Annotated in this window: 20 protein-coding genes; 12 read left to right on the forward strand and 8 right to left on the reverse strand. The window is 63.8% G+C overall.

Features of this window, described 5'->3' with window-relative positions:
• Positions 1-64: 64 nt before the first annotated feature.
• Positions 65-1,675 carry an inorganic phosphate transporter gene (locus tag ACLGL5_RS02705; RefSeq protein WP_038650037.1) on the reverse strand — a complete coding sequence of 537 codons (1,611 nt, stop codon included), beginning with the start codon at positions 1,673-1,675 and terminating at the stop codon, positions 65-67.
• 98 nt (positions 1,676-1,773) lie between these two features.
• The gene (locus tag ACLGL5_RS02710; RefSeq protein ID WP_069090286.1) at positions 1,774-2,988 is read right to left on the reverse strand and encodes an ROK family transcriptional regulator; all 1,215 of its coding nucleotides are present in this window, start codon (positions 2,986-2,988) and stop codon (positions 1,774-1,776) included.
• Positions 2,989-3,208: 220 nt separating this feature from the next.
• Here ACLGL5_RS02710 and ACLGL5_RS02715 point away from each other — a divergent pair, with 220 nt between their 5' ends.
• From ACLGL5_RS02715 to ACLGL5_RS02740, 6 genes are all read left to right on the forward strand, one after another.
• A complete protein-coding gene (locus ACLGL5_RS02715) occupies positions 3,209-4,447 on the forward strand; it encodes an extracellular solute-binding protein (RefSeq protein ID WP_069093199.1) in 1,239 nt (412 codons plus the stop codon).
• Positions 4,448-4,631: 184 nt separating this feature from the next.
• On the forward strand, positions 4,632-5,516 hold the full coding sequence (locus tag ACLGL5_RS02720; protein WP_069090287.1) for a carbohydrate ABC transporter permease: 885 nt from the start codon (positions 4,632-4,634) through the stop codon (positions 5,514-5,516).
• Entirely contained in the window at positions 5,516-6,361 is an 846-nt protein-coding gene (locus ACLGL5_RS02725) for a carbohydrate ABC transporter permease (protein ID WP_069090288.1), read from the forward strand. Before ACLGL5_RS02720 ends, ACLGL5_RS02725 begins: the two co-directional genes overlap by 1 nt.
• Positions 6,358-7,380 carry an SIS domain-containing protein gene (locus ACLGL5_RS02730; protein WP_069090289.1) on the forward strand — a complete coding sequence of 341 codons (1,023 nt, stop codon included), beginning with the start codon at positions 6,358-6,360 and terminating at the stop codon, positions 7,378-7,380. The genes ACLGL5_RS02725 and ACLGL5_RS02730 overlap by 4 nt, the downstream gene beginning before the upstream one ends.
• Positions 7,380-8,318, forward strand: a complete 939-nt coding sequence (locus ACLGL5_RS02735; RefSeq protein WP_069090290.1) for a PfkB family carbohydrate kinase — start codon at positions 7,380-7,382, stop codon at positions 8,316-8,318. Before ACLGL5_RS02730 ends, ACLGL5_RS02735 begins: the two co-directional genes overlap by 1 nt.
• On the forward strand, positions 8,305-9,378 hold the full coding sequence (locus ACLGL5_RS02740) for an ABC transporter ATP-binding protein (protein ID WP_064981063.1): 1,074 nt from the start codon (positions 8,305-8,307) through the stop codon (positions 9,376-9,378). Before ACLGL5_RS02735 ends, ACLGL5_RS02740 begins: the two co-directional genes overlap by 14 nt.
• A gap of 46 nt (positions 9,379-9,424) precedes the next feature.
• On the opposite strand, the gene ACLGL5_RS02745 is transcribed toward ACLGL5_RS02740, so the two are convergent.
• The gene (locus ACLGL5_RS02745; protein WP_038650055.1) at positions 9,425-9,988 is read right to left on the reverse strand and encodes a TetR/AcrR family transcriptional regulator; all 564 of its coding nucleotides are present in this window, start codon (positions 9,986-9,988) and stop codon (positions 9,425-9,427) included.
• 145 nt (positions 9,989-10,133) lie between these two features.
• Here ACLGL5_RS02745 and ACLGL5_RS02750 point away from each other — a divergent pair, with 145 nt between their 5' ends.
• Together ACLGL5_RS02750 and ACLGL5_RS02755 are read left to right on the forward strand one after the other, a co-directional pair.
• Complete coding sequence (locus ACLGL5_RS02750) at positions 10,134-11,501, forward strand: efflux RND transporter periplasmic adaptor subunit (RefSeq protein WP_027047463.1); 1,368 nt, start codon at positions 10,134-10,136, stop codon at positions 11,499-11,501.
• Positions 11,498-14,581 carry an efflux RND transporter permease subunit gene (locus tag ACLGL5_RS02755; protein ID WP_069090291.1) on the forward strand — a complete coding sequence of 1,028 codons (3,084 nt, stop codon included), beginning with the start codon at positions 11,498-11,500 and terminating at the stop codon, positions 14,579-14,581. The genes ACLGL5_RS02750 and ACLGL5_RS02755 overlap by 4 nt, the downstream gene beginning before the upstream one ends.
• A 129-nt stretch (positions 14,582-14,710) precedes the next feature.
• On the opposite strand, the gene ACLGL5_RS02760 is transcribed toward ACLGL5_RS02755, so the two are convergent.
• Together ACLGL5_RS02760 and ACLGL5_RS02765 are read right to left on the reverse strand one after the other, a co-directional pair.
• Positions 14,711-15,166, reverse strand: a complete 456-nt coding sequence (locus ACLGL5_RS02760) for a L,D-transpeptidase (protein WP_069090292.1) — start codon at positions 15,164-15,166, stop codon at positions 14,711-14,713.
• Positions 15,167-15,386: 220 nt separating this feature from the next.
• Positions 15,387-15,695: a hypothetical protein gene (locus tag ACLGL5_RS02765; RefSeq protein WP_171903225.1), complete on the reverse strand. Its 309-nt coding sequence runs from the start codon at positions 15,693-15,695 to the stop codon at positions 15,387-15,389.
• Positions 15,696-15,889: 194 nt separating this feature from the next.
• Here ACLGL5_RS02765 and ACLGL5_RS02770 point away from each other — a divergent pair, with 194 nt between their 5' ends.
• A complete protein-coding gene (locus tag ACLGL5_RS02770; protein WP_083246442.1) occupies positions 15,890-16,057 on the forward strand; it encodes a hypothetical protein in 168 nt (55 codons plus the stop codon).
• A 67-nt stretch (positions 16,058-16,124) separates the two neighbouring features.
• Here the strand turns inward: ACLGL5_RS02770 and ACLGL5_RS02775 are convergent, their stop codons facing one another.
• The gene (locus ACLGL5_RS02775) at positions 16,125-16,826 is read right to left on the reverse strand and encodes a winged helix-turn-helix domain-containing protein (protein WP_494372864.1); all 702 of its coding nucleotides are present in this window, start codon (positions 16,824-16,826) and stop codon (positions 16,125-16,127) included.
• Between the two features lie 45 nt (positions 16,827-16,871).
• Here ACLGL5_RS02775 and ACLGL5_RS02780 point away from each other — a divergent pair, with 45 nt between their 5' ends.
• Positions 16,872-17,645 (forward strand): response regulator, encoded by a 774-nt coding sequence (locus ACLGL5_RS02780; protein ID WP_171903316.1) that lies wholly within the window; start codon positions 16,872-16,874, stop codon positions 17,643-17,645.
• Positions 17,646-17,737: 92 nt separating this feature from the next.
• Positions 17,738-19,825, forward strand: coding sequence for an ATP-binding protein (locus ACLGL5_RS02785; RefSeq protein ID WP_069090295.1), 2,088 nt, complete (start codon positions 17,738-17,740; stop codon positions 19,823-19,825).
• A 118-nt stretch (positions 19,826-19,943) separates the two neighbouring features.
• Here ACLGL5_RS02785 and ACLGL5_RS02790 read toward each other — a convergent pair whose 3' ends face one another.
• On the reverse strand, positions 19,944-20,354 hold the full coding sequence (locus tag ACLGL5_RS02790; RefSeq protein WP_069090296.1) for a hypothetical protein: 411 nt from the start codon (positions 20,352-20,354) through the stop codon (positions 19,944-19,946).
• Positions 20,355-20,848: 494 nt separating this feature from the next.
• Here ACLGL5_RS02790 and ACLGL5_RS02795 point away from each other — a divergent pair, with 494 nt between their 5' ends.
• A complete protein-coding gene (locus tag ACLGL5_RS02795; RefSeq protein ID WP_038650064.1) occupies positions 20,849-22,051 on the forward strand; it encodes an aromatic ring-hydroxylating oxygenase subunit alpha in 1,203 nt (400 codons plus the stop codon).
• Positions 22,052-22,087: 36 nt separating this feature from the next.
• Here ACLGL5_RS02795 and ACLGL5_RS02800 read toward each other — a convergent pair whose 3' ends face one another.
• Positions 22,088-23,506: an aminotransferase gene (locus ACLGL5_RS02800; protein ID WP_494372865.1), complete on the reverse strand. Its 1,419-nt coding sequence runs from the start codon at positions 23,504-23,506 to the stop codon at positions 22,088-22,090.
• Positions 23,507-23,664 lie beyond the last annotated feature (158 nt).

A 23,664-nucleotide genomic window follows, 5' to 3' on the forward strand; every position in this document is an offset into this window, starting at 1 on the left:
TGAGACCCCAAACGAAAACGGCGCCGCAAGCGGCGCCGTTTTTGCGTAGTGCACTGCGCTCCGCTCAGAACACCTGGCGGAAGACGATGAACAGCACGAAGGCAAGCGCGATCGAGCACGGCAGGGTCAACACCCAGGCCAGCAGCAGGTTGCGCACCGTCGACCACTGCAGGCCCGAGCCATTGGCGGCCATCGTTCCGGCGACGCCCGACGACAGCACATGGGTGGTCGAAACCGGCAGGCCGAGCCGGTCGGCCATGCCGATGGTCACCATGGCGACGAGTTCGGCCGCCGCACCCTGGCCATAGGTCAGGTGGCTCTTGCCGATCTTCTCGCCGACAGTGACGACGATGCGTTTCCAGCCGACCATGGTGCCGAGACCCAGCGCCAGCGCCACCGCGATCTTCACCCAGAGCGGGATGAACTTCGTCGCATTGTCGACGGCCTTGTGGTAGTCGGTCACCGCCTTGAGATCGGCGGCCTGCATCGGCAGCAGTTGCTTCTTGTCGATCAGCTTGAGCGCCTCGCCGATCAGATAGATGTCGTTGCGGGCGTTGCTGACCAGATCGGTCGGTACATTGTCGACCGACGCATAGGGCTGCAGTCCAGCCGTCGTGTTGTGGATATAGGTCTGCAAGGCGACCGTAGTCTTGTCGCTCCAGCTGCGGGTGCGCACGGCATCCTGGACGGCTGCCTTGGCATCCTTGGCATCCGTGACGGTGACACCAGGCTTCGCATATTTGCCAAGCGCCGTTTCAACATTGGCCGAAGCCGACTTGTAGGCTTCGAGATAGTTGATGTCGGGCGTGCGGTTCAGCGCATAGGCCGTCGGCACCACGCCGATCAGGATCAGCATGATCAGGCCCATGCCCTTCTGTCCGTCATTGGAGCCATGCGCGAAGCTGACGCCGGTGCAGGTGAAGATCAGCAGGCCGCGGATCCACCAAGGCGGCGGCGTGTTGCCCTTCGGTGCCTCGTAGAGCGCCGGATTGCGCACGAGCAGCTTCATCGCATAGAGCAGGACCGCGGCGGCGAAGAAGCCGATGATCGGCGACACCAGCAAGGTCACGCCGACATTGGTCGCCTGCGACCAGTCGACGCCGCTGGTGGCGCTGCCGGACGGCGCCATGAACTGGTTGGCGAGGCCGACGCCGATGATCGAGCCGACCATCGTGTGCGAGCTCGAAGCCGGCAGGCCGAGGAACCAGGTGCCGAGGTTCCACAGGATGGCGGCGACGAGCAGCGCGAACACCATGGCAAAGCCGGAGGAGGAGCCGACCTGCAGGATCAGCTCGACCGGCAGCAGAGACAGGATGCCGAAGGCGACCGCGCCGCTGGAGGTGAGAACGCCGAGGAAATTGAAGACGCCCGACCACATGACGGCGAATTCGGCCGGCAGGGAGCGCGTGTAGATGACGGTCGCCACCGCATTGGCCGTATCGTGGAAGCCGTTGACGAATTCGAAGCCGAGCGCGATCAGCAAGGCGATGCCGAGCAGGATCCACGGCACGGTCTTGGCCACCGCCAGGTCCTGGCTCAGCGCGTAGCCGACATAGACCACGCCGACCAGCACCAGCACGCCGAAGGCCGGCAGAAACCACGTCGCGCCGCCCGAACTGTGCAGCGGATGATCCGGTCTCGGAATGCCCGCCTCACTAGAAACTATGTCCACCATGTCCCACTCCTATTGCATTGCAGCAAAGAACTGGGAAAGACGCTATGTCCGCACGATGAACCCTGTGTGACGCCGAGACGCTTCGGCCTCGGGAGCTCCTATGCCGGAGCGGAACGCGTCTTTAGGATCGCCGAGAACAGCGGATCGAAGGCGCGGCTGATCGGCGCCGCGGCCGCACCGAGCGCGATCGACCAGGGGTCGGTGGTGCCGAGCTGCAGGCGCGGCAAATTCCGCCCGGGCCGGTCGGCGATCGACGGCAGCAGCGGGTGCATCGCCTCGACGAGCCGGCGCGCCAGCGCTTCCGGCGCACCGCTGGTCAGGATCACAGTCTGCGGATCGAAGATCGTCTCGATGAGATGCACGCTCCAGCGCAGATCATGCGCGGCCCCGTCGATCCAGGCCATCATCTTCGTATCCTCGGCCAGCACCAGGGCGTTTATCTGTTCGTAGATATCGCTGTCCGCCGGATTGAGGTCGAGATGCTGGTAGAGCGAGGCCAGCGAGGCGCGGTGCTCGAGCGGCGTCGAGCCTGGGCCAGCCGGCGCCAGCAGCGCCATGCCGATTTCGCCGGCATTGCCATGGCCGCCGCTATAGAGTTCGCCATTGAGGATCAGCCCGGCGCCGATGCCGTAGCCGACATAGAGACAAACCGCGTGGTCGACGCCGTGCGCCGCGCCGACGATACGTTCGGCAGTGGCGCAGGCGGCGGCATCGTTCTGCAGGCCGACATTCAGCCCCGTGCCTTTGGCCAGCGTCTCCAGCAGCGGAAACTTCTGCCAGGCCGGCATCATCCATTTGTCGTCCGAATCCTTCAGTCCGAAAGGACCGGGCATGGCAACGCCGAGACCGACCAGCCGTTTTTCCGACTGCGCGGAAATGCCGGCCAGGTCACGGCGCACACCTGCAATCAGCTTCAGGATGATCTCGACGCCCTTCGACGGCTCATCGAAAGGCAGGTTCGCCTCGGCCCGCGCCAGCACGCTGCCCATCAGGTCGACGGCCACCGCGCGCGTCAGATGGCGGTCGATATGCAGGCCGATGGCGAAGGCGCCTTCGGGCACCAGCCTGTAAGGGGTAGACGGCTGCCCCCTGCCCTTGCGCACCGCGTCCAGCGCGACGACCAGGCCGTCGCTTTCGAGATCCTCGATGATGTTGGAGACCGCCTGCTTGGTGAGCTGCGTCGCCCGCGCCAGGTCGGCCCGCGACAGGGCGCCATTTAGGCGTAGCGCCTCGATCATGACCCGGCGGTTGTGTGCGCTGGTGCCTTCCTGATTGGTGCCGCTTTTGGCGCGGATCGGGCTGATGTCATCCACCGGCTTTTCCCCTCTTGACTCCATTAGAATATTGATCGACTAATTAAGTCAAGCGAGTTGACTTAATGCAAACCGAATGTCCCAAAACAAGATGGCCAAGGCCTTCCGCCTGTCGCCACTGGTCGGCCGGGTAAGCATCAGGTCACGCGACATGGACCCGGGAAGGCGAAGCGAAACGCCCGCATCGCCGACCCGTCAACGCCGGAAATGGGAGAAGAAGATGCTTAAGACAATCACCAAAACACTGGTCGGCGCGGTCTTCGCCGGAGGACTGCTCGTCCCTCACGCTTTCGCCGAAACGACGCTCAATGCGCTGTTCATGGCGCAGGCCGCCTACAGCGAGGCCGATGTGCGCGCCATGACGGACGCCTTCACCAAGGCCAATCCGGACGTCAAGGTCAATCTCGAATTCGTTCCCTATGAAGGCCTGCACGACAAGACCGTGCTGGCCCAGGGGTCGGGCGGCGGCTACGACGTCGTGCTGTTCGACGTCATCTGGCCGGCCGAATACGCCACCAACAAGGTGCTGGTCGACGTCTCGTCGAAGATCACCGACGACATGAAGAAGGGTGTGCTGCCCGGCGCCTGGACCACGGTCCAGTACGACGGCAAATACTACGGCATGCCGTGGATCCTCGACACCAAATATCTGTTCTACAACAAGGACATCCTGGAGAAGGCCGGCATCAAGACACCGCCGAAGACTTGGGAAGAGCTTGGCGCACAGGCCAAGATCATACAGGACAAGGGCCTGCTGAAGACGCCGATCGCCTGGAGCTGGTCGCAGGCCGAGGCCGCGATTTGCGACTACACCACGCTGGTCAGCGCCTATGGCGGCGACTTCCTCAAGGACGGCAAGCCGGACTTCCAGAATGGCGGCGGCCTCTCGGCGCTGAAATACATGGTCGACAGCTACAAGTCCGGCCTCACCAACCCGAATTCCAAGGAATTCCTGGAAGAAGACGTGCGCAAGGTCTTCGAAAACGGCGATGCCGCCTTCGCGCTGAACTGGACCTACATGTACAACATGGCCAACGACCCGAAGGACTCGAAGGTGGCGGGCAAGGTCGGCGTCGTGCCGGCACTGGGCGTCACCGGCATCAGCGAGGTGTCGGCCGTCAACGGTTCGATGGGCCTCGGCGTCACCGCGGTCTCGAAGCATCCGGACGAAGCCTGGAAATACATCGAATACATGACCTCGCAGGCGACGCAGAACCAGTATGCCAAGCTGTCGCTGCCGATCTGGGCCTCGTCCTATGACGACCCGGCCGTCACCAAGGGCCAGGAAGAGCTGATCGCCGCCGCCAAGCAGGGTCTTGCCGCCATGTATCCGCGTCCGACCACGCCGAAATACCAGGAACTGTCGACCGCGCTGCAGCAGGCGATCCAGGAATCGCTGCTCGGCCAGTCCTCGCCTGAGGATGCCTTGACCACGGCCGCCAAGAACAGCGGCCTCTAAGCACTTTTCTCCAGTTGCGGGCGGCACTACAGCGCCGCGCGTCCCTTGGACGCGCAAAGGACGCTGTAGCGCTTCTGATCTTGCGCATGATCCTTTCCGGAAGTCGGTTCCGACTTCCGGGGTCATGCGCGAGTGCCGCCCGTGCTATGTCTGAAACCAAGATCGCTAGGGAGAGGTTGCTCCGATGTCGAGCACCTGGATGACGACCCGTGCCTGGTTGCTGATGCTGCCGCTGCTCGTGGTCATGGTCGCCGTCATCGGCTGGCCGCTGGTCGATACGGTCGGTCTTTCCTTCACCGACGCCAAGCTGGTCGGCACCGGCGGCAATTACGTCGGCTTCGACAATTACACCAACATGCTGTCGAGCTCGAATTTTTCGCGCACGCTGGTCACCACGACGCTGTTCGCCGTCATTTCCGTTGCCGCCGAAATGGTGATCGGCGTTCTCGCCGCGTTGCTGCTCAATCAGCAGTTCCACGGTCGGGCCATCCTGCGCGCCCTGATGATCCTGCCCTGGGCATTGCCGACCGTGGTCAACGCCACGCTGTGGCGGCTGATCTACAATCCCGAATATGGCGCGCTGAACGCCGCCTTGACGCAACTCAATCTCATCGACGCCTACCGCTCCTGGCTGGGTGAGCCGGGAACAGCGCTGGTGGCCCTGATCGTCGCCGACTGCTGGAAGAACTTTCCGCTGGTGGCGTTGATCGCGCTCGCCGCCTTGCAGGCGGTGCCGCGCGATATCACCGCCGCCTCGCTTGTCGATGGCGCGGGGCCGTTCAACCGCTTCCGCTTCGTCATACTGCCCTATCTCGCCGGCCCGCTTATGGTGGCGCTGGTGTTGCGCACCATCGAGGCCTTCAAGGTCTTCGACATCATCTGGGTGATGACCCGCGGCGGCCCGGCAAACAGCACGCGCACGCTGTCGATCCTTGTCTACCAGGAGGCTTTCTCCTTCCAGCGCGCCGGCTCCGGCGCGTCGCTGGCGCTGATCGTCACCTTGCTCGTCACCGTGCTCGCCGTCGCCTATGCGGCGCTGGTCAGGACGACCGCCGGGAGTGCCGCCTGATGGAACGCAAAAGCCCCGCCTTCACCATCTTCATCTATGCCTGCGCGCTGCTGCTCGCCGCCATCATCCTGGCGCCGATCGCCTGGCTGTTCATCATGAGCATTTCGCCGGCCGCCGACCTTGCTGCCAAGCCGCTGCGCTGGTGGCCGCAGGCGGCCGACTTCTCGCGCTACCAGACATTGCTGTCGACCACCGAAAACAGCGCCGGCGCCGCCTTCACCTCGTCGCTGCGCAACAGCCTGGAGATCGCTGGCATGGCGACGCTGGCCGCACTCGCCCTGGCCATCCCCGCCGGCTGGGCGGTCTCGCGCACGCCGGCGATCGGCTGGTCGCTGTCGATGGTCATCGCCACCTACATGCTGCCGCCGGTGGCGCTCGCCGTGCCGCTCTATATGGGCCTGTCGCATCTCGGCCTGCTCAACAATGTCTTCGGCCTGGCGCTGGTCTACCTGACCATATTGGCGCCCTTCACCACCTGGCTGATGAAATCCGGTTTTGACTCGATTCCGCGCGAGATCGAGGCGGCGGCGATGATCGACGGCGCCGGCCTGTTCCAGACCTTGCGCATCATCACTCTGCCGCTGGCGGCGCCGGTCATGGCGACATCGGCGCTGTTTGCCGTGCTGCTTGCCTGGGACGAATTCTTCTATGCGCTGCTGTTCACCTCCGACCAGCGCGCCAAGACCTTGACCGTCGCCATCGCCGATTTGGCCGGCGGCCGTGTTTCCGACTACGGGCTGATCGCCACCGCCGGCGTGCTGGCCGCTTTGCCGCCGGTACTGATTGGCCTCGTCATGCAGCGGGCGCTGATCTCGGGCCTGACCAGCGGCGGTGTGAAAGGATGACGATGACTGCAACGAGATCTAGACCGGCCGGACTGGTCGCCATCGACCACGAGATGGCGCGCCAGCATGCGGATGCGCGTGCTTCGTTCGAGAACAACGCTGCCATGGCGGCAATCGTCGCCGCCTCGATCAGGAAGACCGGCCGGCTGCTGCTGCTCGGCATGGGCGGTTCGCATGCCGTCGGCCGCGCCGTCGAACCGCTTTATCGCGCGCTCGGCATCGATGCGCTGGCACTGCCGCTCTCGGAACAGCTCGGCCAGCCGGTGCCGCTGGACGGCAAGACGGTGCTCGTCACCTCGCAGTCCGGCGAGAGCGCGGAGGTCGTCAGGTGGTTTGCGGAAGCCGGAAGCACTACTGATATTTTCGGCCTGACGCTCGAGGGCGGCTCCTTTCTCGCCCGCACCGCGCCTTGCCTGGTCGGCGCCGGCGGCACCGAACTGGCCTTCGCCGCCACCCGCAGCCTGACCGTGACCTTCGCCTTGCATCTGGCCATCCTGGCTGCGTTGGGTGAGGACCCAAGTGCCGCTCTTGGCGCACTGGATCAGAAGCAGGACAACGACATCACGCAAGCGCTCGCAGCGCTGGAGGAGGTAACGACCATCGTCACCTCCGGCCGCCGCCTGCAGGGCGTCGCCGAGGCGCTGGCGCTCGGCCTCACCGAACTGTCGCGGCTGCCCTGCTTCTCGCTCGAAGGCGGCCAGTTGCGGCACGGACCGATGGAGATGCTCGGCCCAAAAATCGGAATCATCCTGTTTCGCGGCAACGATCCGACAGCGGAACTGGTGACGGCGATGGCCCTTTCCGTGGTCGAGGCCGGCGCGCCGCTGATCATCTTCGACGCTTCCGGGCAATCGCCGGTCGCGGGCGCCGTCACGCTCTCGTTCAAGCCGGCTTCGGGTCTCGCCGCGATCTTCGCCATGCTGCCGGTGGCACAGCGCCTGATGATCGCCTTCGCCGACAGTCGCGTCGACAATGCCGGTACGCCCGTGCGCTCGACCAAGATCACCAGGAGCGAGTGATGCGTCCGCTCGCGGTGATCGGCAATGTCAATGTCGACCTGATTGTCGGCCCGGTCGCGCCATGGCCGAAGGCAGGCACCGAAACCGTCGTCGATCACGACGATCTGCGCGTTGGCGGACAGGCCGGCAACACCGGGCTCGCCTGGCAGGCGTTGGGCATTGATTTCGAGATCGCCGCCAATGTCGGCGACGATCAGTTCGGCCGCTGGCTGCGCGAGGCGTTCGGCAGCCGCGCCTACAAATGGCCGGTGCGCCCGGAGAGCACGACGCTTTCGGTCGGCATGACCCATCCCGACGGCGAAAGGACGTTTTTCACCACGCGCGGCCACCTGCCCCGCTTCAGCCTTGCCGACGTATTTTCGGTGCTCGACGGCAAGCGCCTCGCCGGCGGCTATGCGTTGCTGTGCGGCTCCTTCCTCACCGATGACCTCACCCGCGACTACGAAGCGTTCTTCCACTGGGCGAACGGGCACGACATAGCGGTGGCGCTGGACACCGGTTGGCCGCTTGAAGGCTGGACCCCAGCGAACTGCAAGGCGGCGCGCACCTGGCTCGCGCGCTGCGACCTTGCTCTGTTCAACGAGGTGGAGACCGTGACCCTGGCCGGCCTGCCCGATCCGGTCGAGGCCGCGCGGCAAATCCAGTCCAGCATGAAGAAGGGCGCGACCGCCGTCGTCAAGCGCGGCCCCGAAGGGGCGATCGCCATCGGCCCGGGCGGAGCGCTGGTCACGGCGACCGCGCCCGACGTCAAGGTCATCGACACCATCGGCGCCGGCGATGTTTTCAATGCGGCCTTCCTGGCCGCACTGGCGCAGGACCAGACACTGACCGCCTCGCTTGCAGCCGCGACGCGGGTGGCGTCGCGCGCCATATCAACCTTGCCCCGTAACTACGGCGAACCGATGCATCCAAGGGAAGCCACGCATGAGCGCGCTTGAAATCCGCAACGTCCGCAAGAATTACGGCAGCGTCGAAACGCTGAAAGGCATCGACATCGCACTGCAGAGCGGCGAATTCCTGGTGCTGCTCGGCTCGTCGGGTTGCGGAAAGTCGACGCTTCTCAACATCATCGCCGGCCTCGCCGAAGCGACGAGTGGCGACGTGCTGATCGGCGGCCGCTCGATCCTTGGCGTTCACCCCAAGAACCGCGACATCGCCATGGTCTTCCAGTCCTACGCGCTCTATCCGAACCTGACCGTGCGCCGCAACATCGGCTTCGGGCTGGAGATGCGCGGCGTCGCCGCCGACGAGCGCGAAAAGGCGGTGGCCGAGGCGGCAAGACTGCTGCAAATCGAAGCCCTGCTCGACCGCAAGCCGAGCCAGCTTTCCGGCGGCCAGCGCCAGCGCGTCGCCATCGGCAGGGCGCTGGTGCGCAAGCCGCAGGTTTTCCTTTTCGACGAGCCTTTGTCCAATCTCGACGCCAAGCTGCGCCTGGAAATGCGCACCGAGCTGAAGCGCCTGCACCAGATGCTGCAGACCACCGTCGTCTACGTCACCCACGACCAGATCGAGGCAATGACGCTGGCGAGCCGCATCGCGGTGATGCGCGACGGCAGGATCGAGCAGCTCGGCACGCCCGAGGAGATCTACAACGAGCCGGCAACGCTCTATGTCGCCGGCTTTGTCGGCGCACCGTCGATGAACATGCTGCAGGCGACGGTTCAAGGGACCACGCTGGCCATCGATGGCGCCAAGGCGAGCCTGCCCTTGCCCGCCCGTTTCCGCGACGCGGTCCAGGACGGAGCGCGGGTTGTGGCCGGCATCAGGCCCGAAGCACTGCGGGTCGCGGCGGATGCGGCCGCGCCGTCAGTGCCGGTGGAAATTGAAGTCGTCGAATTGACCGGTCCCGAACTGGTCACCACCGCACGGATCGGCACACAACGGCTGACGGCCTGCCTGCCGCCGGCGTCCCGCGTCGCGAAAGGTCAGGCGGCAAGCTTCGCCTTCAGCGAGGACGCGCTGCGGCTCTTCGACCCTGACACCGGCAAGGCTTTTTGAGTCTGACCCGGAAAAACCGGTGCCTGCCGGCTGAAGGCTTTCAGGATTACGTCGCGGGGGCTTGCGCCGCATCGGGCGAACCGGCGATTTCCAGCAAGGACGCCACCAGCAGTTCCCGCTCGTCCTTCGACAGCACGTCGGAATCGAAAAGGTTCATGCTGCGCAGCCCCTCGATGGCGAGGTAACAGACCAGCAGCGATTTGAGGTCTGATGTTTCGCCCTTCAGCCGTTCGAAAAGCTGCCGCTTGAATGTCTTTATCGGCGTCATGAAATCGGGATCTTCGGCGATCGCCGAAAAGATCCACGAGGCCGAGGGGCGCTTTTCCTCGCAATCATCGGCCGACAGCCTGATGTAGACGGCGAGCGGATTTTTGCCATCGTCGTTGCTGTTGGCGGTCTCCAGCGCCTGCTCGAAGTCGCGCAGATAGCCTTCGACCAGCCCCTGCATCAATTTGGCCTTGGTCGGAAAATTGTAGAGCAACCCACCCTTCGACACGCCAGCGCGGCTGGCGACGGCATCCAGCGACAGGCTGCCGGGCCCGGATTCCCGGGCAACGTCAGCCGCCGCCGCGAGTATCTTCTCGCGCGAGTTCGGTCGTCGGGCTCTCATGGCGCCTCCCTTCGCAAGCTTAGGCCCAATTGACAAGACCGTCCAGACGGTACAGTAAAGCCGCCACTATTTGAAATCGGGACCCGCAGTCGATATGTGTCCCGATGTCCGCGCTTCGCGCCGGATTTCGACTGAGGGGACTTCCTTGTTCAAGCGCATACTCCGTTTCTTCGTCATCATTCTCGTTCTGGCCGTGCTGGTCGTTGTGGTCGGCGGCATCGTCGGCTTCAACTTCCTGCGCGACAACGGCATCAAGCAGTATTTCGCCACGATGAAGCCGCCGGCTGCGACAGTGTCGACGACCATCGCCAAGCCGTCGAGCTGGACGCCGGGCGTCGAGGCGATCGGTACGGTGCGAGCCGTGCGCGGCGTCGACCTAACGGTCGAGACCACCGGCATCGTCAAGGACATCCTTTTCCATGCCAACCAGAAGGTGGCGGCCAATGCGGTGCTGCTGCAGCTCGACGATGCCGTCGAGCGCGCCGATCTCGACGCGCAGAAGGCGCAGGCCGCCCTCGATCAGGTATCGCTGACCCGTGCCATCGAACTGACCAGGCGCGGCGTCGGCTCCGATTCGACGCTGGACACCGCACGTGCGGCGGCCTCGGCTTCGGCGTCTCAGGTCACCAAGCTGCAGGCCGTGCTCGACCAGAAGCAGCTGACGGCGCCTTTCGGCGGCACGGTCGGTATTCCGAAGATCGATATCGGCCAGTATATGGCGCCCGGCACCGCCGTGGTGACACTGCAGGATCTCGACACGATGCGGGTCGATTTCTCGGTCCCCGAACAGCAGCTCCCGCTGCTCAAGATCGGCCAGACGGTTCGGCTGGGCTTGAGCGGCGGGGACATGCCGTTTGCCGGCGAAATCCGCGGCATCGACCCCAAGATCGACCCGTCCAGCCGGCTGGTGAACATCCGGGCGGAAGTCGCCAATCCCGACGGCAAGCTGACCCCTGGCCAGTTCGTGCAGGTGCGTGTCGAACTGCCCGAGGAGCAGAACGTGCTGTCGCTGCCGCAGACGGCACTGACCACCAGCCTCTATGGCGATTACATCTTCGTGGTGCAGCCGGCCAAGCCCGCCGGCGCTGCGCCGGCGCAGCCCGCCAAGCCGGAAGAAAAGCCGGCCGCGGCGGCCACCGACAAGCCGGCGGATGCCAAGCCGGCGGACGCGATGAAACCAGCTGCCGATGCCATGAAGCCGGCGGCTGATGCCATGAAGCCTGCCGCCGACGCTGCAAAGCCGGCTGACAAAGCCGCTCCCGACGCCGCCAAACCGGCTGCCGACCCGGCCAAGCCGGCGGCGGAGGGCGACAAGCCCGCGCTGGTGCTGTCTCAGGTCTTCGTCAAGCCCGGCCGCCGCAATCAGGGCATGGTCGAGATCGTCGAAGGGCTGAAGGCCGGCGACGAGGTCGTCACGGCAGGTCAGAACCGCCTCTTCAACGGCATGTCCGTCAATGTCGACAACACCATCGACCCGACCAAATCGGCGAACAAGCAGGCCGACCAGCAATGAGCTTTTCCGATCTCTTCATTCGCCGGCCCGTCCTGTCGACGGTCCTTGCCTGCATGATCCTGCTCCTGGGTTTCCAGGGCATCTTCAACCTGTCGATCCGCCAGTATCCGAAGGTGGACGAAACCGCGATCACGATTACGACGGCCTATCCGGGCGCCAGCGCCGACCTGATCCAGGGCTTCATTTCCGCCCCGATCGCGCGCGCCGTCGCCTCGACCGAGAACATCGACTACGTCACTTCGTCCAGCCGTCCGTCCTCCAGCACCGTGACGGTGCAGATGAAGCTCGGCTCCAACCCCGACGTGGCGCTGACCGAAGTGCTGTCCAAGGTCCAGGGCGTGCGCGGCACCTTGCCGGACGCTTCCAAGGACCCTGTCATCGTCAAGGGCACCGGCCAGCAGTTCGCGATGATGTACATCTCGATGCAGAATCCGAACATGACGAAGGAGCAGCTGACGGAGTATATCGAGCGCGTCATCCGGCCCCGCATGTCGACGGTCGAAGGTGTCGCCGACGTCCAGATCTTCGGCGCCCAGCAATATTCGATGCGCGTCTGGATCGACCCTGTCCGGCTTGCCGCACGCGGTGTAACGGCGGCGGAAGTGCTGACGGCGATCAACAATTCCAACTTCCTGTCGGCGCCCGGCAACACCCAGAACGAATATGTCGTTTCGTCGATCACCGTGCGCTCGACGCTGCAGACGCCGGAAGCCTTCGCCGAACTGCCCCTGCGCTCGACCGACGGCAATGTGGTGCGGCTGCGCGACGTGGCCCGCGTCGAACTCGGCGCTGAAAATACCGACACCAGGGTCTCGTTCAACGGCAAGCCCGGCACCTTCCTCGCCATCTTCCCAACCCCTGCAGCCAACCCGCTGACCACCGCGGCAGCGCTCACCAAGCTTGTGCCGCAGATCCAGGAAACGCTGCCGAAAGGCATGACGATCGAGGTCGTCTACGACGCGACCGGGCAGATCAGCGCCTCGATCGAGGAGGTGTTCAAGACCATCGGCGAGGCTGTTGCCATCGTCGTCGTGGTCATCCTTCTGTTCCTCGGCTCGTTCCGTTCGGTGATGATGCCGATCATCACCATTCCGTTGTCGCTGATCGGCGTCTGCTTCCTGTTGTTTGCGGTCGGCTATTCGATCAACCTTCTGTCGCTGCTGGCCATGGTGCTGGCGATCGGTCTTGTCGTCGACGATGCCATCGTGGTGGTGGAGAACATCCACCGCCACATGGAAGAAGACCACATGACGCCGATGCAGGCGGCGTTCAGCGGCATGCGCGAGATCGCCTCGGCCATCGTCGCCATGACCATGACGCTGGCCGCCGTGTTCGCGCCGCTGGCCTTCACCGGCGGCCTGACCGGCGCGCTGTTCCGCGAGTTCGCGGTGACGCTCGCCGGCTCGGTGGTGCTGTCGGGCGTCATCGCCGTCACCATCACCCCGATGATGTCGGCGCGTCTCTTGAAGGCCGGCACGCCGGGCCGTTTCCAGCGCATTGTCGACGGCATTTTCGCGCGGGTCGAGCACGTCTATGAGCGTGCCGTCACCGGTTCGCTGAACTATCGTCCTTTGACGTTGATCATCGTGCTCGCGCTCGTCGGCGTGACCGGCTTCATGTTCACCAAGACCTCGAGCGAGCTGGCGCCCGAAGAGGATCAGGGCTTCCTGCTCTCGCTCGTGACCGCGCCGACCTATGCGACATCGGATTACACCGAAACCTATGTGAACCAGATGCTCGGACTGGTGATGGATATTCCCGAAACGCGGGCGCAGTTCTCGGCGGTCGCCTTCGGTGGCACGACAAACAGCGCCTTTGTCGGCTTTGCCTTCAAGGATTGGGCGGAGCGCAAGCGCAATTCGAAGGAACTGCAGGCCGACATCACGGCTCGTATCGCGAAGGTGGCGGGCGTGCAGGCCTTCGTCTTCGCACCGCCGACGCTGCCGGGCTCCGGTGGCGGCCTGCCGATCGCCCTGGTCGTGCGCTCGACCGGCGATTCCGCGGAAGTGTACAAGGCCGCTGAGCAGATCAAGAACAAGGCACAGGCCTCCGGCCGTTTCATCGTCGTGCAGAACTCGATGTCTTACGATTCGCCGCAGGTGACGGTCACCATCGACCGCGACCGAGCCGCCGCGCTGAACCTGCCGATCGCCGATATCGGCCGGACGCTGACGCTGCTGGTCGGCGGTGCCGAAGTGGCGCAGTTCGACCGCGACTCCAACAGCTATGACATCATCCCCCAGGTGCCGCAGCAATTCCGCGACAACCCCGAAAAGCTCGGCGAATATTTCGTGCGCAGCGCAACGGGCGAGATGGTGCCGCTGTCGGCGGTGGTGAATATCTCCAACAATGCCTCGCCGGCGGCGATCGAACAGTTCAACCAGCTGAATTCGTCGACTATCTCGGCGCTGCCCCTGCCCGGCGTCACCACGGGCGACGGTTTGAAGGTCCTCGAGGACATTGCCAGGGAGAGCCTGCCCGACACCTTCTTCATCGACTATTCCGGCCAGTCCCGGCAGGAGAAGGAACAGGGCAACACCATCCTGATCGCTTTCGCAGCAGCCGTCATCGTCATCTACCTGGTGCTGGCGGCGCAGTTTGAAAGCTTCCGCGATCCGCTCATCATCATGATGGCGGTGCCGCTGTCGATCTTCGGCGCGATCGTGCCGCTCAATCTCGGTCTCGGCACGCTCAACATCTACACGCAGGTGGGTCTGATTACGCTGATCGGCCTGATCACCAAGCACGGCATCCTGCTGGTCGAATTCGCCAACCAGCAGCGCGAGGCGCATGGCCTGCGGCGGCGCGACGCCATCATCGCCTCGGCCAAGGTGCGCCTGCGGCCGATCCTGATGACGACGGCGGCTATGGCGCTAGGCGTCGTACCGCTGATCACATCGAGCGGCGCCGGTGCTGCTGCCCGCTATTCGATGGGCCTGGTCATCTTCACCGGCATCCTGGTCGGCACCATGTTCACGCTCTTCGTCGTGCCGATGTTCTACACCTTCATCGCCAGCAAGGACCTGCCGCATCTTGCTGAAAAGCCGGATCCGAGGCTGATGCCGGCATTGCCGGACTGATAGAAGCCGAAGAACAAAAAAGAGGCCGGAAAAATCCGGCCTCTTTTTTTGGCTGCGCTCAATACCGCCGGAATGGTCCGGCAGGAGTCCTGAACAGGCGCGGCAGTCCGCCGGCCTGCCCACAGCCTGCTACTTGACGATGACGATGCTGGTGTTGGCCGGCCCGAAGGTCTCGACCAGCTGATAGAAATCGGCCGCATTGTCCGGGTGCAGCCGCACGCAGCCATGCGAGGCCGGCTGGCCGAGGCGCTTGATGGCATAGGTGGCATGCACCGCGTAGCCGCCGCTGAAGAACACCGAATGCGGCATCGGCGCGTTGTCGTACTTCTTCGAGTACCACATCTCATGCATGCGCGTCGGCTTGAACGAGCCGGTCGGCGTCACATGCGCCCGGTCACCGGTGGAAACCTTCCAGGCGAAAGTCGGCCGGCCATCGACCGAGACCTCCATGATCTGCTGCGAAAGCGAGACCCGCGCCACGATCTTGTTGGCGGCATGGGCTGCGTTGGCGCCGAACAGAAGTGCTGCACCCGTGAGCGCGGCGGCGGTGATGTTGATGAGCTTGGCGGAAATGGTGGTGTGCATGATGTCCCCTCTCTCTGCCGGTCAGGCCGGCTCCAATTCGATGAGCGGGTTATCGTTGCGGCATGTTTCGGCGAGATTTCGCGAAATGCTCGTTTGTGTTTCGAATCTGTTTCCTCTGGTTAACAGGCCAAGCGGCCATAGCGACGACGATCGCATCCCGACGACGGCAGCGATGTGCAGCACATAGGTATTCCCCGCAAAACGAAAGTTCGAATTGCGTCTATATGAAAGATCGATGGGCAATCTCGAAACCAATCGGCAACAAAGCGCGGTTTCGGGCGGCATGATCCGGATACGGGCTGACCGCAAGGTTGACGTAACGAAAGCAGACGGCAACGACCATGGGAACGAAAACGAACACGCGATCCTGGCTCTTCAGGATCAGCATCGCAGCAGCAGTCATAGGCGGTGTCGGCACGGTTGCCGGCGGCTCCGAGGCAAGGCTGGCGGCGATGAGTTCGAGCGAGATTTCTACCCTGCACGTCGCCCTGTTTTCCGCCTCGGTCTGGATTGTTTCCAGCCTGCGCATCATCCGGCTCAAGGCCCTCTGGCGGGTTGGCCTTCGGTTGCTGGCATTGCGCGGCCCCTCCGGCAACTTGCTGCCGCGAGGACCGAAGGCCCGCGCCGCAGCGGGGGGCTCCGTGAGCGGCGCGGGCACTTCGGGAGTTTCCTGAAGCGACCCGCGACATACTCATTTTTGAAGAATTCTGGGGAGTTGGAACGATGAAGACGAAATTCGCCGCCTCTGTGCTTTCCGCACTGCTCTATGCGCAGGGCCTGCTTGGCTTTGCCGCCCTGGCCACCGTGCTCCTCAAGGAGCGAGCCCACGCAAACGTACTCGTCGTGAGCAGCGACATGCCATCGGGTCCGTCGCTGCTGGTGGTGCGCTGAACCGCGGGAGCATCGGCAGGAGGAAAATCCGATGCTCAGCCAGAAAGATAGCCCGCGTACGCTGCCCTCAGTCGGTGAATTGCTGCGGCGGATCGAACCGGTAGCCCGCGCCACGTATGGTGGTGATGGTCTCTGTGTCGAGCTTGCGGCGCAGCCGCACGATGCGCGAATTGATCGAACGATCGAAGGCGTCGGCATTCTCGGCCGGTGCCGCGGCGATGATGTCGTCACGCGTCAGCACCTTGCGGGGGCTCGCCAGGAACAGCCTGAGCAGCGCCACCTGGCCGGGCGAAAGCTGTTCCTCCGTACCGGACCGGTGCATGACGATGGCCGATCTCAGATCGACGGTCGCGTTCTCCAGCACGATCAGTTCCTGCGTGCCCCTGCCACGACGCGACAGCAGGCCGCCGACCCTGGCGGCAAGCTCCCTGACATTGAGCGGGCTTTCGACGACGTCGGCCGCACCCAGTTCGAGCGCCAGCACCTTGTCGACGAGATCGGACGGCCGGCAGATCAGGATGAAATCGGGTCCGTCCCGGCCGCCCTCGCCTTGGCCGCCATAACGCCTGAGCAGATCCCGCCCTTCCGCCTGGCTGAGACTGTCACCGACGACAACGACATCGATGCCTCCGCCCGCCAGCAGCGATTCCGCCTCCCAGGGCTGTCGCGCCTGCCGCACATCATGGCCACGCCGGTCGAGATGGTCGGCAAGTTCGGTCGCGACCACGTCGGCGACGGAAACAAGCGCAATAACCGCTCGTGCAGCCATGTTTTTCAACCGTTCCCTTGCAACCGGATATGAGTGCTGGACATGATGTTTATACCCAATCTACTTTCCACTGAAAGTGGGAGCGAGAGCATCGTGCGGGCAAGAATAGTGATCGTCGAGGACGAGCCCGACCTGAGGGACGCGGTTGCCGAGTATCTCGGCGCCGCCGGCTATGATGTGGCGACCGCTGAAACCGCAGCCGCCGCGCGCAGCCTGATCGAGACCCAAGCCTTTCATCTGGCCATTCTCGACATCGCCATGCCCGGCGAGGACGGGCTGTCGCTCGGCCGCTGGCTGCGCTCGAGAATGCCGATCGGCATCATCTACGCCACCGCCGCCGGCACGGCGCTCGACCGCATCGTCGGGCTGGAGCTCGGCGCCGACGACTATATCGTCAAGCCATACGAACTGCGCGAAGTGCTGGCGAGGGTGCGCAGCGTGCTGCGCCGCGTTCCGCAGCCGACGGAACTGCTCGACAGGAAGATCAGGACGGACCGCCGTTCCGTCGCCTTCGGCCCGTTCCAGGCCGATCTTGACGGCAGGCTGGTCACCGGCGCCAATGGCACAGTGATCGACATGGCCAAGAGCGAATTCGATGTGCTGGAGGTTTTCCTGACCCGCGCCAACCGGCTGCTGACCCGCGCCGCGATCTCGGAGGCAATCGGCTTCACCGAGGATCCGGAATCATCGCGCGCCGTCGACATTCGCATCATGCGCCTGCGCAAGAAGATCGAGGCGGATCCGGCCAACCCGAAATTTCTGCGCACGGTGCGCGGCGAAGGCTATATCTTCTCGCTGCCGACCGGCGACAGCAACTGAGCGCCAGGCCCACAGGGTCTCAGGTTCACAGCCGTTGCTCGCCGATCGAATTGGGCCGATCGGATAGGCATACTTTAGAACAACGGCTGAAAATGACGGGCGAAGCAACAAGCAGGGATATGCAGGGTTTCAGGCAGGGCGCTGCGATGGCGGCCGTGCGCGTCGTTCGCCGGCTGCGCGAGGCCGGCGACTGGCAGCGCGAGATGGACGGCATACTGGAAACCCTTTGCCGGGCCATCGAATGCCAGCGCGGCATCCTGTTCCGCTTGCGCGAACTGCCGGGCCAGGGTTTTGCCCAGTCGGTTGCCGCCTACTGGATCGACCCCGACTTTGGCGGAGAACTGGCCTCGCCGACCGTGATCATGCAGTCGATCGTCAATTCGGACCCCCTGCTGGAGCGCGTCGCCGAGGACGAACGGCAGGGCAAGATCTTTGCCGGGCACACGCGCAATCTCGAAGGGTTCCTGAGAACCGATTTCGAAAAGCAGAACATCAAGTCGTTCCTGTCGGTGTCGGTCTTCGCCCATGGCCATCTGTGGGGCACGCTCGCCGTCAATGACTGCGTCGACGAGCGCGAGTGGACCGACGAGGAGGAGGCGACGCTGCACATCATCGCGCTCGCCATCGGCGACGCCATCGAGCACTCGCCCTCCGACGCCCATGCCAGCGAAGTGATCCGCCGCACCATGCTGCAGGCTTCGCTCGACGCCATCATCGTCATCGACGAGGCGGGCTCGATCATCGAATTCAATCCTGCCGCCGAAAAGATGTTCGGCTTCCAGCGCAGCGACATCCTCGGCAAGGACCTGCTCGACACCGTCGTGCCGGAATACTACCGCAAGGGCTATTCCTCGGGTGCCGACTACATGTCGGGCCGCGGCGCGCCGATGGTCGGCCAGCGGCTCGAGACCGTAACGCAGAATGCCGCCGGCGAGGTGTTTCCTATCGAGCTGACGGCGACCGAGATGCGCGTCGCCGACCGCCGCCTGATCTTCGGCTCGATCCGCGACCTGCGCGACAGGCTGCGTGCCGAGGAAGAGATCAACCGGCAGCGCGAGAAGCTGCACCAGAACGAGAAGATGGCGGCGATGGGCTCGCTGCTTGCCGGTGTTTCGCACGAGCTCAACAATCCACTGGCGGTGGTGGTCGCGCAATCGACGCTGTTGCACGAATTCGCCTCCGACCCGCAGACCAAGGTTCGTGCCGAGAAGGTGCGTGCCGCCGCCGAGCGCTGCGGCCGCATCGTCAAGAGCTTCCTGTCGATGGTCCGGCTGCATCCCGCGGCCCAGGCCGAGACCGATCTCAACCAGGTGATCCGCGCCGCTCTCGAGGTGACCGCCTATGGCGCACGCTCGAGCGGCATCATCATCGACACCGATTTCGCGCCGGGTCCGCTGCTGGCCATGGCGGACGCCGACCACGTGACGCAAGTGGCGGCCAATTTCCTCATCAACAGCCAGCACGCACTGGCCGGCATTGCCGGCGACCGGCTGATCAAGGTGCGGACCTTCCGCAGCGATCGCGACAATCCCTGCTTCTCGGTCGAGGACAACGGGCCCGGCATTCCCGAAGCGATCCGCAACCGCATCTTCGAATCCTACTTCACCACCAAGCCGGTCGGTGTTGGCACCGGCATCGGCCTGTCGATCTCGAAATCGATCATCGAGCGGCACAATGGCAGTGTCTGGTTCGAGGAAGTGCTGCCTCGAGGCGCGCGTTTCGTTGTCCAGTTGCCGGCCATTTCGGCGGGCATCGCCGCGGCCGGCGAGAGCCAGCCACGCTCAAGCGGCCTGCGTCATGCCTTGATCATCGACGACGAGCCTGATGTCGCGGGCTCCTTGTCCGACATTCTCGAATTGATGGGCATCAAGTCGCGCATCGCGCCGGTCTGGGAATCGGGTGCCGCCACCTTGAGCGGCCACATGCCGCCCGACATCGTCTTTTCGGACCTGCGCATGCCCGGCACATCTGGCATGGCCATCTACCGCGAACTGCTTGCCGAGCGGCCCGAACTGGCACGGCGTTTCGTGCTGGTCACCGGCGATCTGATCGGCGCCAAGGCGGAAATCGAAGCCTTGCCGGCGCAGCAGCGGCCGCAGATCCTGGAAAAGCCGTTCAGCACGCTGGACGTGCGCAGCGTGCTTTCATCCATCGCCGAGCAGGCCGCGTTGAAAGGCTAAAAAAGAAGCTCCCGGCCGACTGTGCGGCGGGAGCTGAATGGAGCGCTGGAGGAGCGCTCGGGGAGGTCAGAGCAGGATCCCGAAAGGGAACGGTTCCGGGATCACGCTTCGACGGAAATCAGAAAATGTTTGGCGTGTTGGTCAGCGGCGCGGCATTGGCGATCATGCGGATCGCGCGGGCCTTGTGCGTCCCGGACTGTTCGGCGATGGCGCGCAGGCAATCGACGCTCTCGGCACCCCATGCCTGCCCCTTGCAGGCGAAGTCGAGCGTCGGCATCGGCAGCCGAGCGGTCTTGATTGTCGTCGGCGCCCCGTCGACCACATTGGCCGGCGGATTCAGCGAGGCGAAGGCCGGCCCGACCGTCGGCGTGAGCGCCATGCCGATGACGGCGCAAGCAGCCAGCCCCATGAACATGGCCATGGGGTGGTCGTTGGCGCATTGGCGTAGCGCCAGTTTCGGGCGGCGATCAACGCGCTCTGGAGCCTGGAGGCGGTGTTCGCTGGTGACGATCTCGATTTTCGCATGCATTGCCTTCCCCTTCGCTGCGTTTCTTTTTGATGATGAAACGAACTTAATCGCACTTTGTAACAGCACAAAATTGGCGTAGCTCTGGCAATGTAACGGAATTGAAACAGCAGTTTCGGGCAAAACCGGGCAAAATCGGTCATTCCGCCTCACACTTAGCGAGCAAGGTAATCCCAGGTCGGCTCCCGCCAGGCAGTCCCAACCCAGGCGCCTGCCGCACAGCGATGGGCCAGAGCGCGGCGAACGTTCTTGCCACCGGCAAGGCGACCTGTTCTGCAGCCCGTGCGCTTTGCGAAGTCACGCTGAAATGGCATTTCGGAAACCGGGGCTAACACCCGGATTCTCCGCGATTTTCTCGCGCAGCAGCCGCATCGAATTCAGCGGAGGACGACGCCTGGACTTTGGCACGAAATCTTTCGAGTTTTCACAAACCATTGCATTTCAATGCAAAATATGATTTTATTGAATGATTATTCAACAAAAAGAAGAGACGTTTTATGAACCCGCACCTCCGTGACGTGGCGATCCCCAACGATTGGGACCGGCGGGGACTACCGGGCTGGAGTTACCATTCCGATGCCCTTCTCGAGCTCGAGAAGGAGCATGTTTTCCGCAATCATTGGCAGATCGTCGGCCATGTCTGCGACATCCCGAACGCCGGCGACTATCTGACCATGGATGTGGTCGGCGAACGCGCCTTGATCGTGCGCGGCAAGGACGGCGTCGTGCGCGGCTTCAACAATATGTGCCGCCACCGCGGCAGCCGTGTCGTCGCCGACAGCCAGGGCAATTGCAAGAACGCGCTGGTGTGCCCGTTCCATGGCTGGGTCTACAATCTCGACGGCACGCTACGCGGCGCCGCGCGCCCGCGCTCCTTCCCCGATCTCGACAAGACCGAGTTCGGCCTGATGCAGCTCGACCTCGAAGTCTGGATGGGTTTTATCTTCATCCGCTTCCGCAATGGCGGACCGCAGCCTTCGGTCGCTGAGCTGATGAAGCCGATCGAGCCCGAATTCGCGCATTACAAGGCCGCCGGCATGGTGCCGTCCTGGGGCATCTGGACCCAGAAGACGCCGGTCAACTGGAAGTCGGTGCGCGATGTCGACAATGAGGGCTATCACGTCGCCATGGCCCACCCTGCCCTGCAGGATCTTTATGGCGCGACCTATTTCGACGAGCCCTTCATCAATGGCGTGTCGCGCTCCTTCGCCACCTACAATCCGCATGCCGGCCGCCGCTGGAGCGTCAAGAACTACGTCAAGATCGCGCCGGAGCCGGCGCATCTGCCGGACTATCTGAAGAAGGCCTGGGTCTATTACGGCATCTTCCCCAACGCGGTCATTTCGGTGATGCCGGAATCCGTGCAGTTCTATCAGGAGTTTCCGCTGTCGACGGGCGAGACCCTGCTGCGCGGCGCCATCTACCGCTACCGCGACGAAAGCCGCGAGCAGGCCGCCGCCCGCTACCTCTCCTTCCGCATCGACCGCGACACCATGTCGGAAGATGTCCAGCTGTCGGTGTGGTCGAACGAATCCATGCTGTCCGAAGCCTTCGAGGGCTTTTATCTCTCCGACCTCGAATATGGCGTGCGCACGCACCACGATCATCTGCGCAAGATGCTGCCGGTGCTGGGCTTGGAGACGGCGCCGGAGGAGAAGGACATGTGGAATTTGAACGACGCGCTGAGGTCGCGGTCGTAGCTTCCTTCTCCCCGTGAACGGGGAGAAGGGATAATTTTACCCCCGCCACACGCCTTCTTTCCTCAGATCATCCATGGTCCGCGAAATGCCCTCGCGCAAGATGCCGACCATGTCGTCGATCTGTTCGCGCGTGATGATCAGCGGCGGCGACATCACGCACATGTTGATCAGCGGCCGCACCAGCAGGCCGAGCTCATGGCAGTGGGCGTCGATGCGTTTGCCGACATCCTTGTCGAGCTGCAGCGGGTCCTTGCTTTCGCGGTCGGCGACGCATTCGACGCAGCCCATCAATCCGGCGCCGCGCACCTCGCCGACCAGCGGCAGCTCTTCCAGCGTCTTCAGCTGCGCCTGGAAATAGGGCGCGACGGCGCGCGTGTGCGAAAGCACGCTCTCTTCCAGCAGGTCGAGGTTTTTCAACGCCACGGCGCAGCCGACGGGGTGGCTGGTATAGGTCAGGCCATGGCCGAACATCGCGTCGGGATGGTTCGAACGGCGCAACTCCTGCAGCAGCCGTTCCGAGATGATGACGCCGCCGAGCGGGAAATAGCCCGAGGTGACGCCCTTGGCGAAGGTGATCATGTCGGGATCGATGCCGAACACGTCGCCCGAGGCGAAGACATGGCCAAGCCGGCCGAAGCCCGTCACCACCTCGTCGGAGACATAGAGGATATCGTTGTCGCGGCAGATCTCGCGGATGCGCTTGAGATAGCCGTCCGGCGGGATCACGACACCCCCCGATGCCTGCACGGGCTCGCCGACGAACGCGCCGATCTTGTCGGCGCCGACACGGGCGACAGTGTCGCGGAACTGATCGACGAGGAAGTCGGTGAAGGCAGCAAGGCTCATGCCTTGCGGGCGGCGGAACGGATCGGGCGAGGACAGTTTGATCACCAGCTCGTCGGCGCCGTCCATCCAGTCGCGGTCGCGCGGGCGGCCATTGAGCGAGGCCGACAGATAGGTCGAGCCATGATAGGCGCCGCCGCGCGACAGGATCAGCTTCTTTTCCGGCCGGCCGCGCACATTGTTGTAGAACTGCATGAAGCGCAGCGCCGTCTCCACGGCCGACGAGCCGCCGGTCGTGTAGAAGACATGGCTTAGATCATCAGGCGCATGGCCAGCGATGCGCATGGCAAGTTCGGCCGACGGCGCGTTCATCGTGTACCAGGGCGTGTTGTAGGACAGCGTCATCGCCTGCTCGTACATCACCCTGGCCAGTTCCTCGCGGCGGTGGCCGACATTGACGCACCACATGCCGGCAGGCCCGTCGATCAGCCGCTTGCCGGTGCTGTCGGTGATGTAGATGCCGTCGCCCTCGCCGATCAGCGCGCGGGCTTCCGCACCGACGGAACCGGCATAAGGCCAGGGCTGGATGAGATGGCGCTTGCCCAGTTCAATGGCATCGTCGCCACCGGACGCCGCCATTTCGGTCGCCTTCAGGTCCCTCACCGCAGCCATTGTCGTCTCCACATCTCTGTCGATTTTTCTTGAGCTTCAAACTCGGCGGCAAAGGCCGGAAATGGCGGCTTTCTTCACCTAATTTTGAATGTCCGTTCAATCAATATCTCAGAAATAGCGCTTGATTTCAATCCAAGGATGCGCGCATGATGAAAGAA

It is taken from the genome of Mesorhizobium sp. U510, assembly GCF_059180695.1.

What these genes read in the sequence shown, in the direction of transcription:
- ACLGL5_RS02705 (WP_038650037.1), bottom strand. Translation starts at nt 1,675, where the DNA reads ATGGTGGACATAGTTTCTAGTGAGGCGGGCATTCCGAGACCGGATCAT.
- ACLGL5_RS02715 (WP_069093199.1), top strand. Translation starts at nt 3,209, where the DNA reads ATGCTTAAGACAATCACCAAAACACTGGTCGGCGCGGTCTTCGCCGGA.
- ACLGL5_RS02720 (WP_069090287.1), top strand. Translation starts at nt 4,632, where the DNA reads ATGTCGAGCACCTGGATGACGACCCGTGCCTGGTTGCTGATGCTGCCG.
- ACLGL5_RS02725 (WP_069090288.1), top strand. Translation starts at nt 5,516, where the DNA reads ATGGAACGCAAAAGCCCCGCCTTCACCATCTTCATCTATGCCTGCGCG.
- ACLGL5_RS02730 (WP_069090289.1), top strand. Translation starts at nt 6,358, where the DNA reads ATGACGATGACTGCAACGAGATCTAGACCGGCCGGACTGGTCGCCATC.
- ACLGL5_RS02735 (WP_069090290.1), top strand. Translation starts at nt 7,380, where the DNA reads ATGCGTCCGCTCGCGGTGATCGGCAATGTCAATGTCGACCTGATTGTC.
- ACLGL5_RS02740 (WP_064981063.1), top strand. Translation starts at nt 8,305, where the DNA reads ATGAGCGCGCTTGAAATCCGCAACGTCCGCAAGAATTACGGCAGCGTC.
- ACLGL5_RS02745 (WP_038650055.1), bottom strand. Translation starts at nt 9,988, where the DNA reads ATGAGAGCCCGACGACCGAACTCGCGCGAGAAGATACTCGCGGCGGCG.
- ACLGL5_RS02755 (WP_069090291.1), top strand. Translation starts at nt 11,498, where the DNA reads ATGAGCTTTTCCGATCTCTTCATTCGCCGGCCCGTCCTGTCGACGGTC.
- ACLGL5_RS02760 (WP_069090292.1), bottom strand. Translation starts at nt 15,166, where the DNA reads ATGCACACCACCATTTCCGCCAAGCTCATCAACATCACCGCCGCCGCG.
- ACLGL5_RS02765 (WP_171903225.1), bottom strand. Translation starts at nt 15,695, where the DNA reads ATGCGCAGGCTGGAAACAATCCAGACCGAGGCGGAAAACAGGGCGACG.
- ACLGL5_RS02770 (WP_083246442.1), top strand. Translation starts at nt 15,890, where the DNA reads ATGAAGACGAAATTCGCCGCCTCTGTGCTTTCCGCACTGCTCTATGCG.
- ACLGL5_RS02775 (WP_494372864.1), bottom strand. Translation starts at nt 16,826, where the DNA reads ATGGCTGCACGAGCGGTTATTGCGCTTGTTTCCGTCGCCGACGTGGTC.
- ACLGL5_RS02780 (WP_171903316.1), top strand. Translation starts at nt 16,872, where the DNA reads ATGTTTATACCCAATCTACTTTCCACTGAAAGTGGGAGCGAGAGCATC.
- ACLGL5_RS02785 (WP_069090295.1), top strand. Translation starts at nt 17,738, where the DNA reads ATGACGGGCGAAGCAACAAGCAGGGATATGCAGGGTTTCAGGCAGGGC.
- ACLGL5_RS02790 (WP_069090296.1), bottom strand. Translation starts at nt 20,354, where the DNA reads ATGCATGCGAAAATCGAGATCGTCACCAGCGAACACCGCCTCCAGGCT.
- ACLGL5_RS02795 (WP_038650064.1), top strand. Translation starts at nt 20,849, where the DNA reads ATGAACCCGCACCTCCGTGACGTGGCGATCCCCAACGATTGGGACCGG.
- ACLGL5_RS02800 (WP_494372865.1), bottom strand. Translation starts at nt 23,506, where the DNA reads ATGGCTGCGGTGAGGGACCTGAAGGCGACCGAAATGGCGGCGTCCGGT.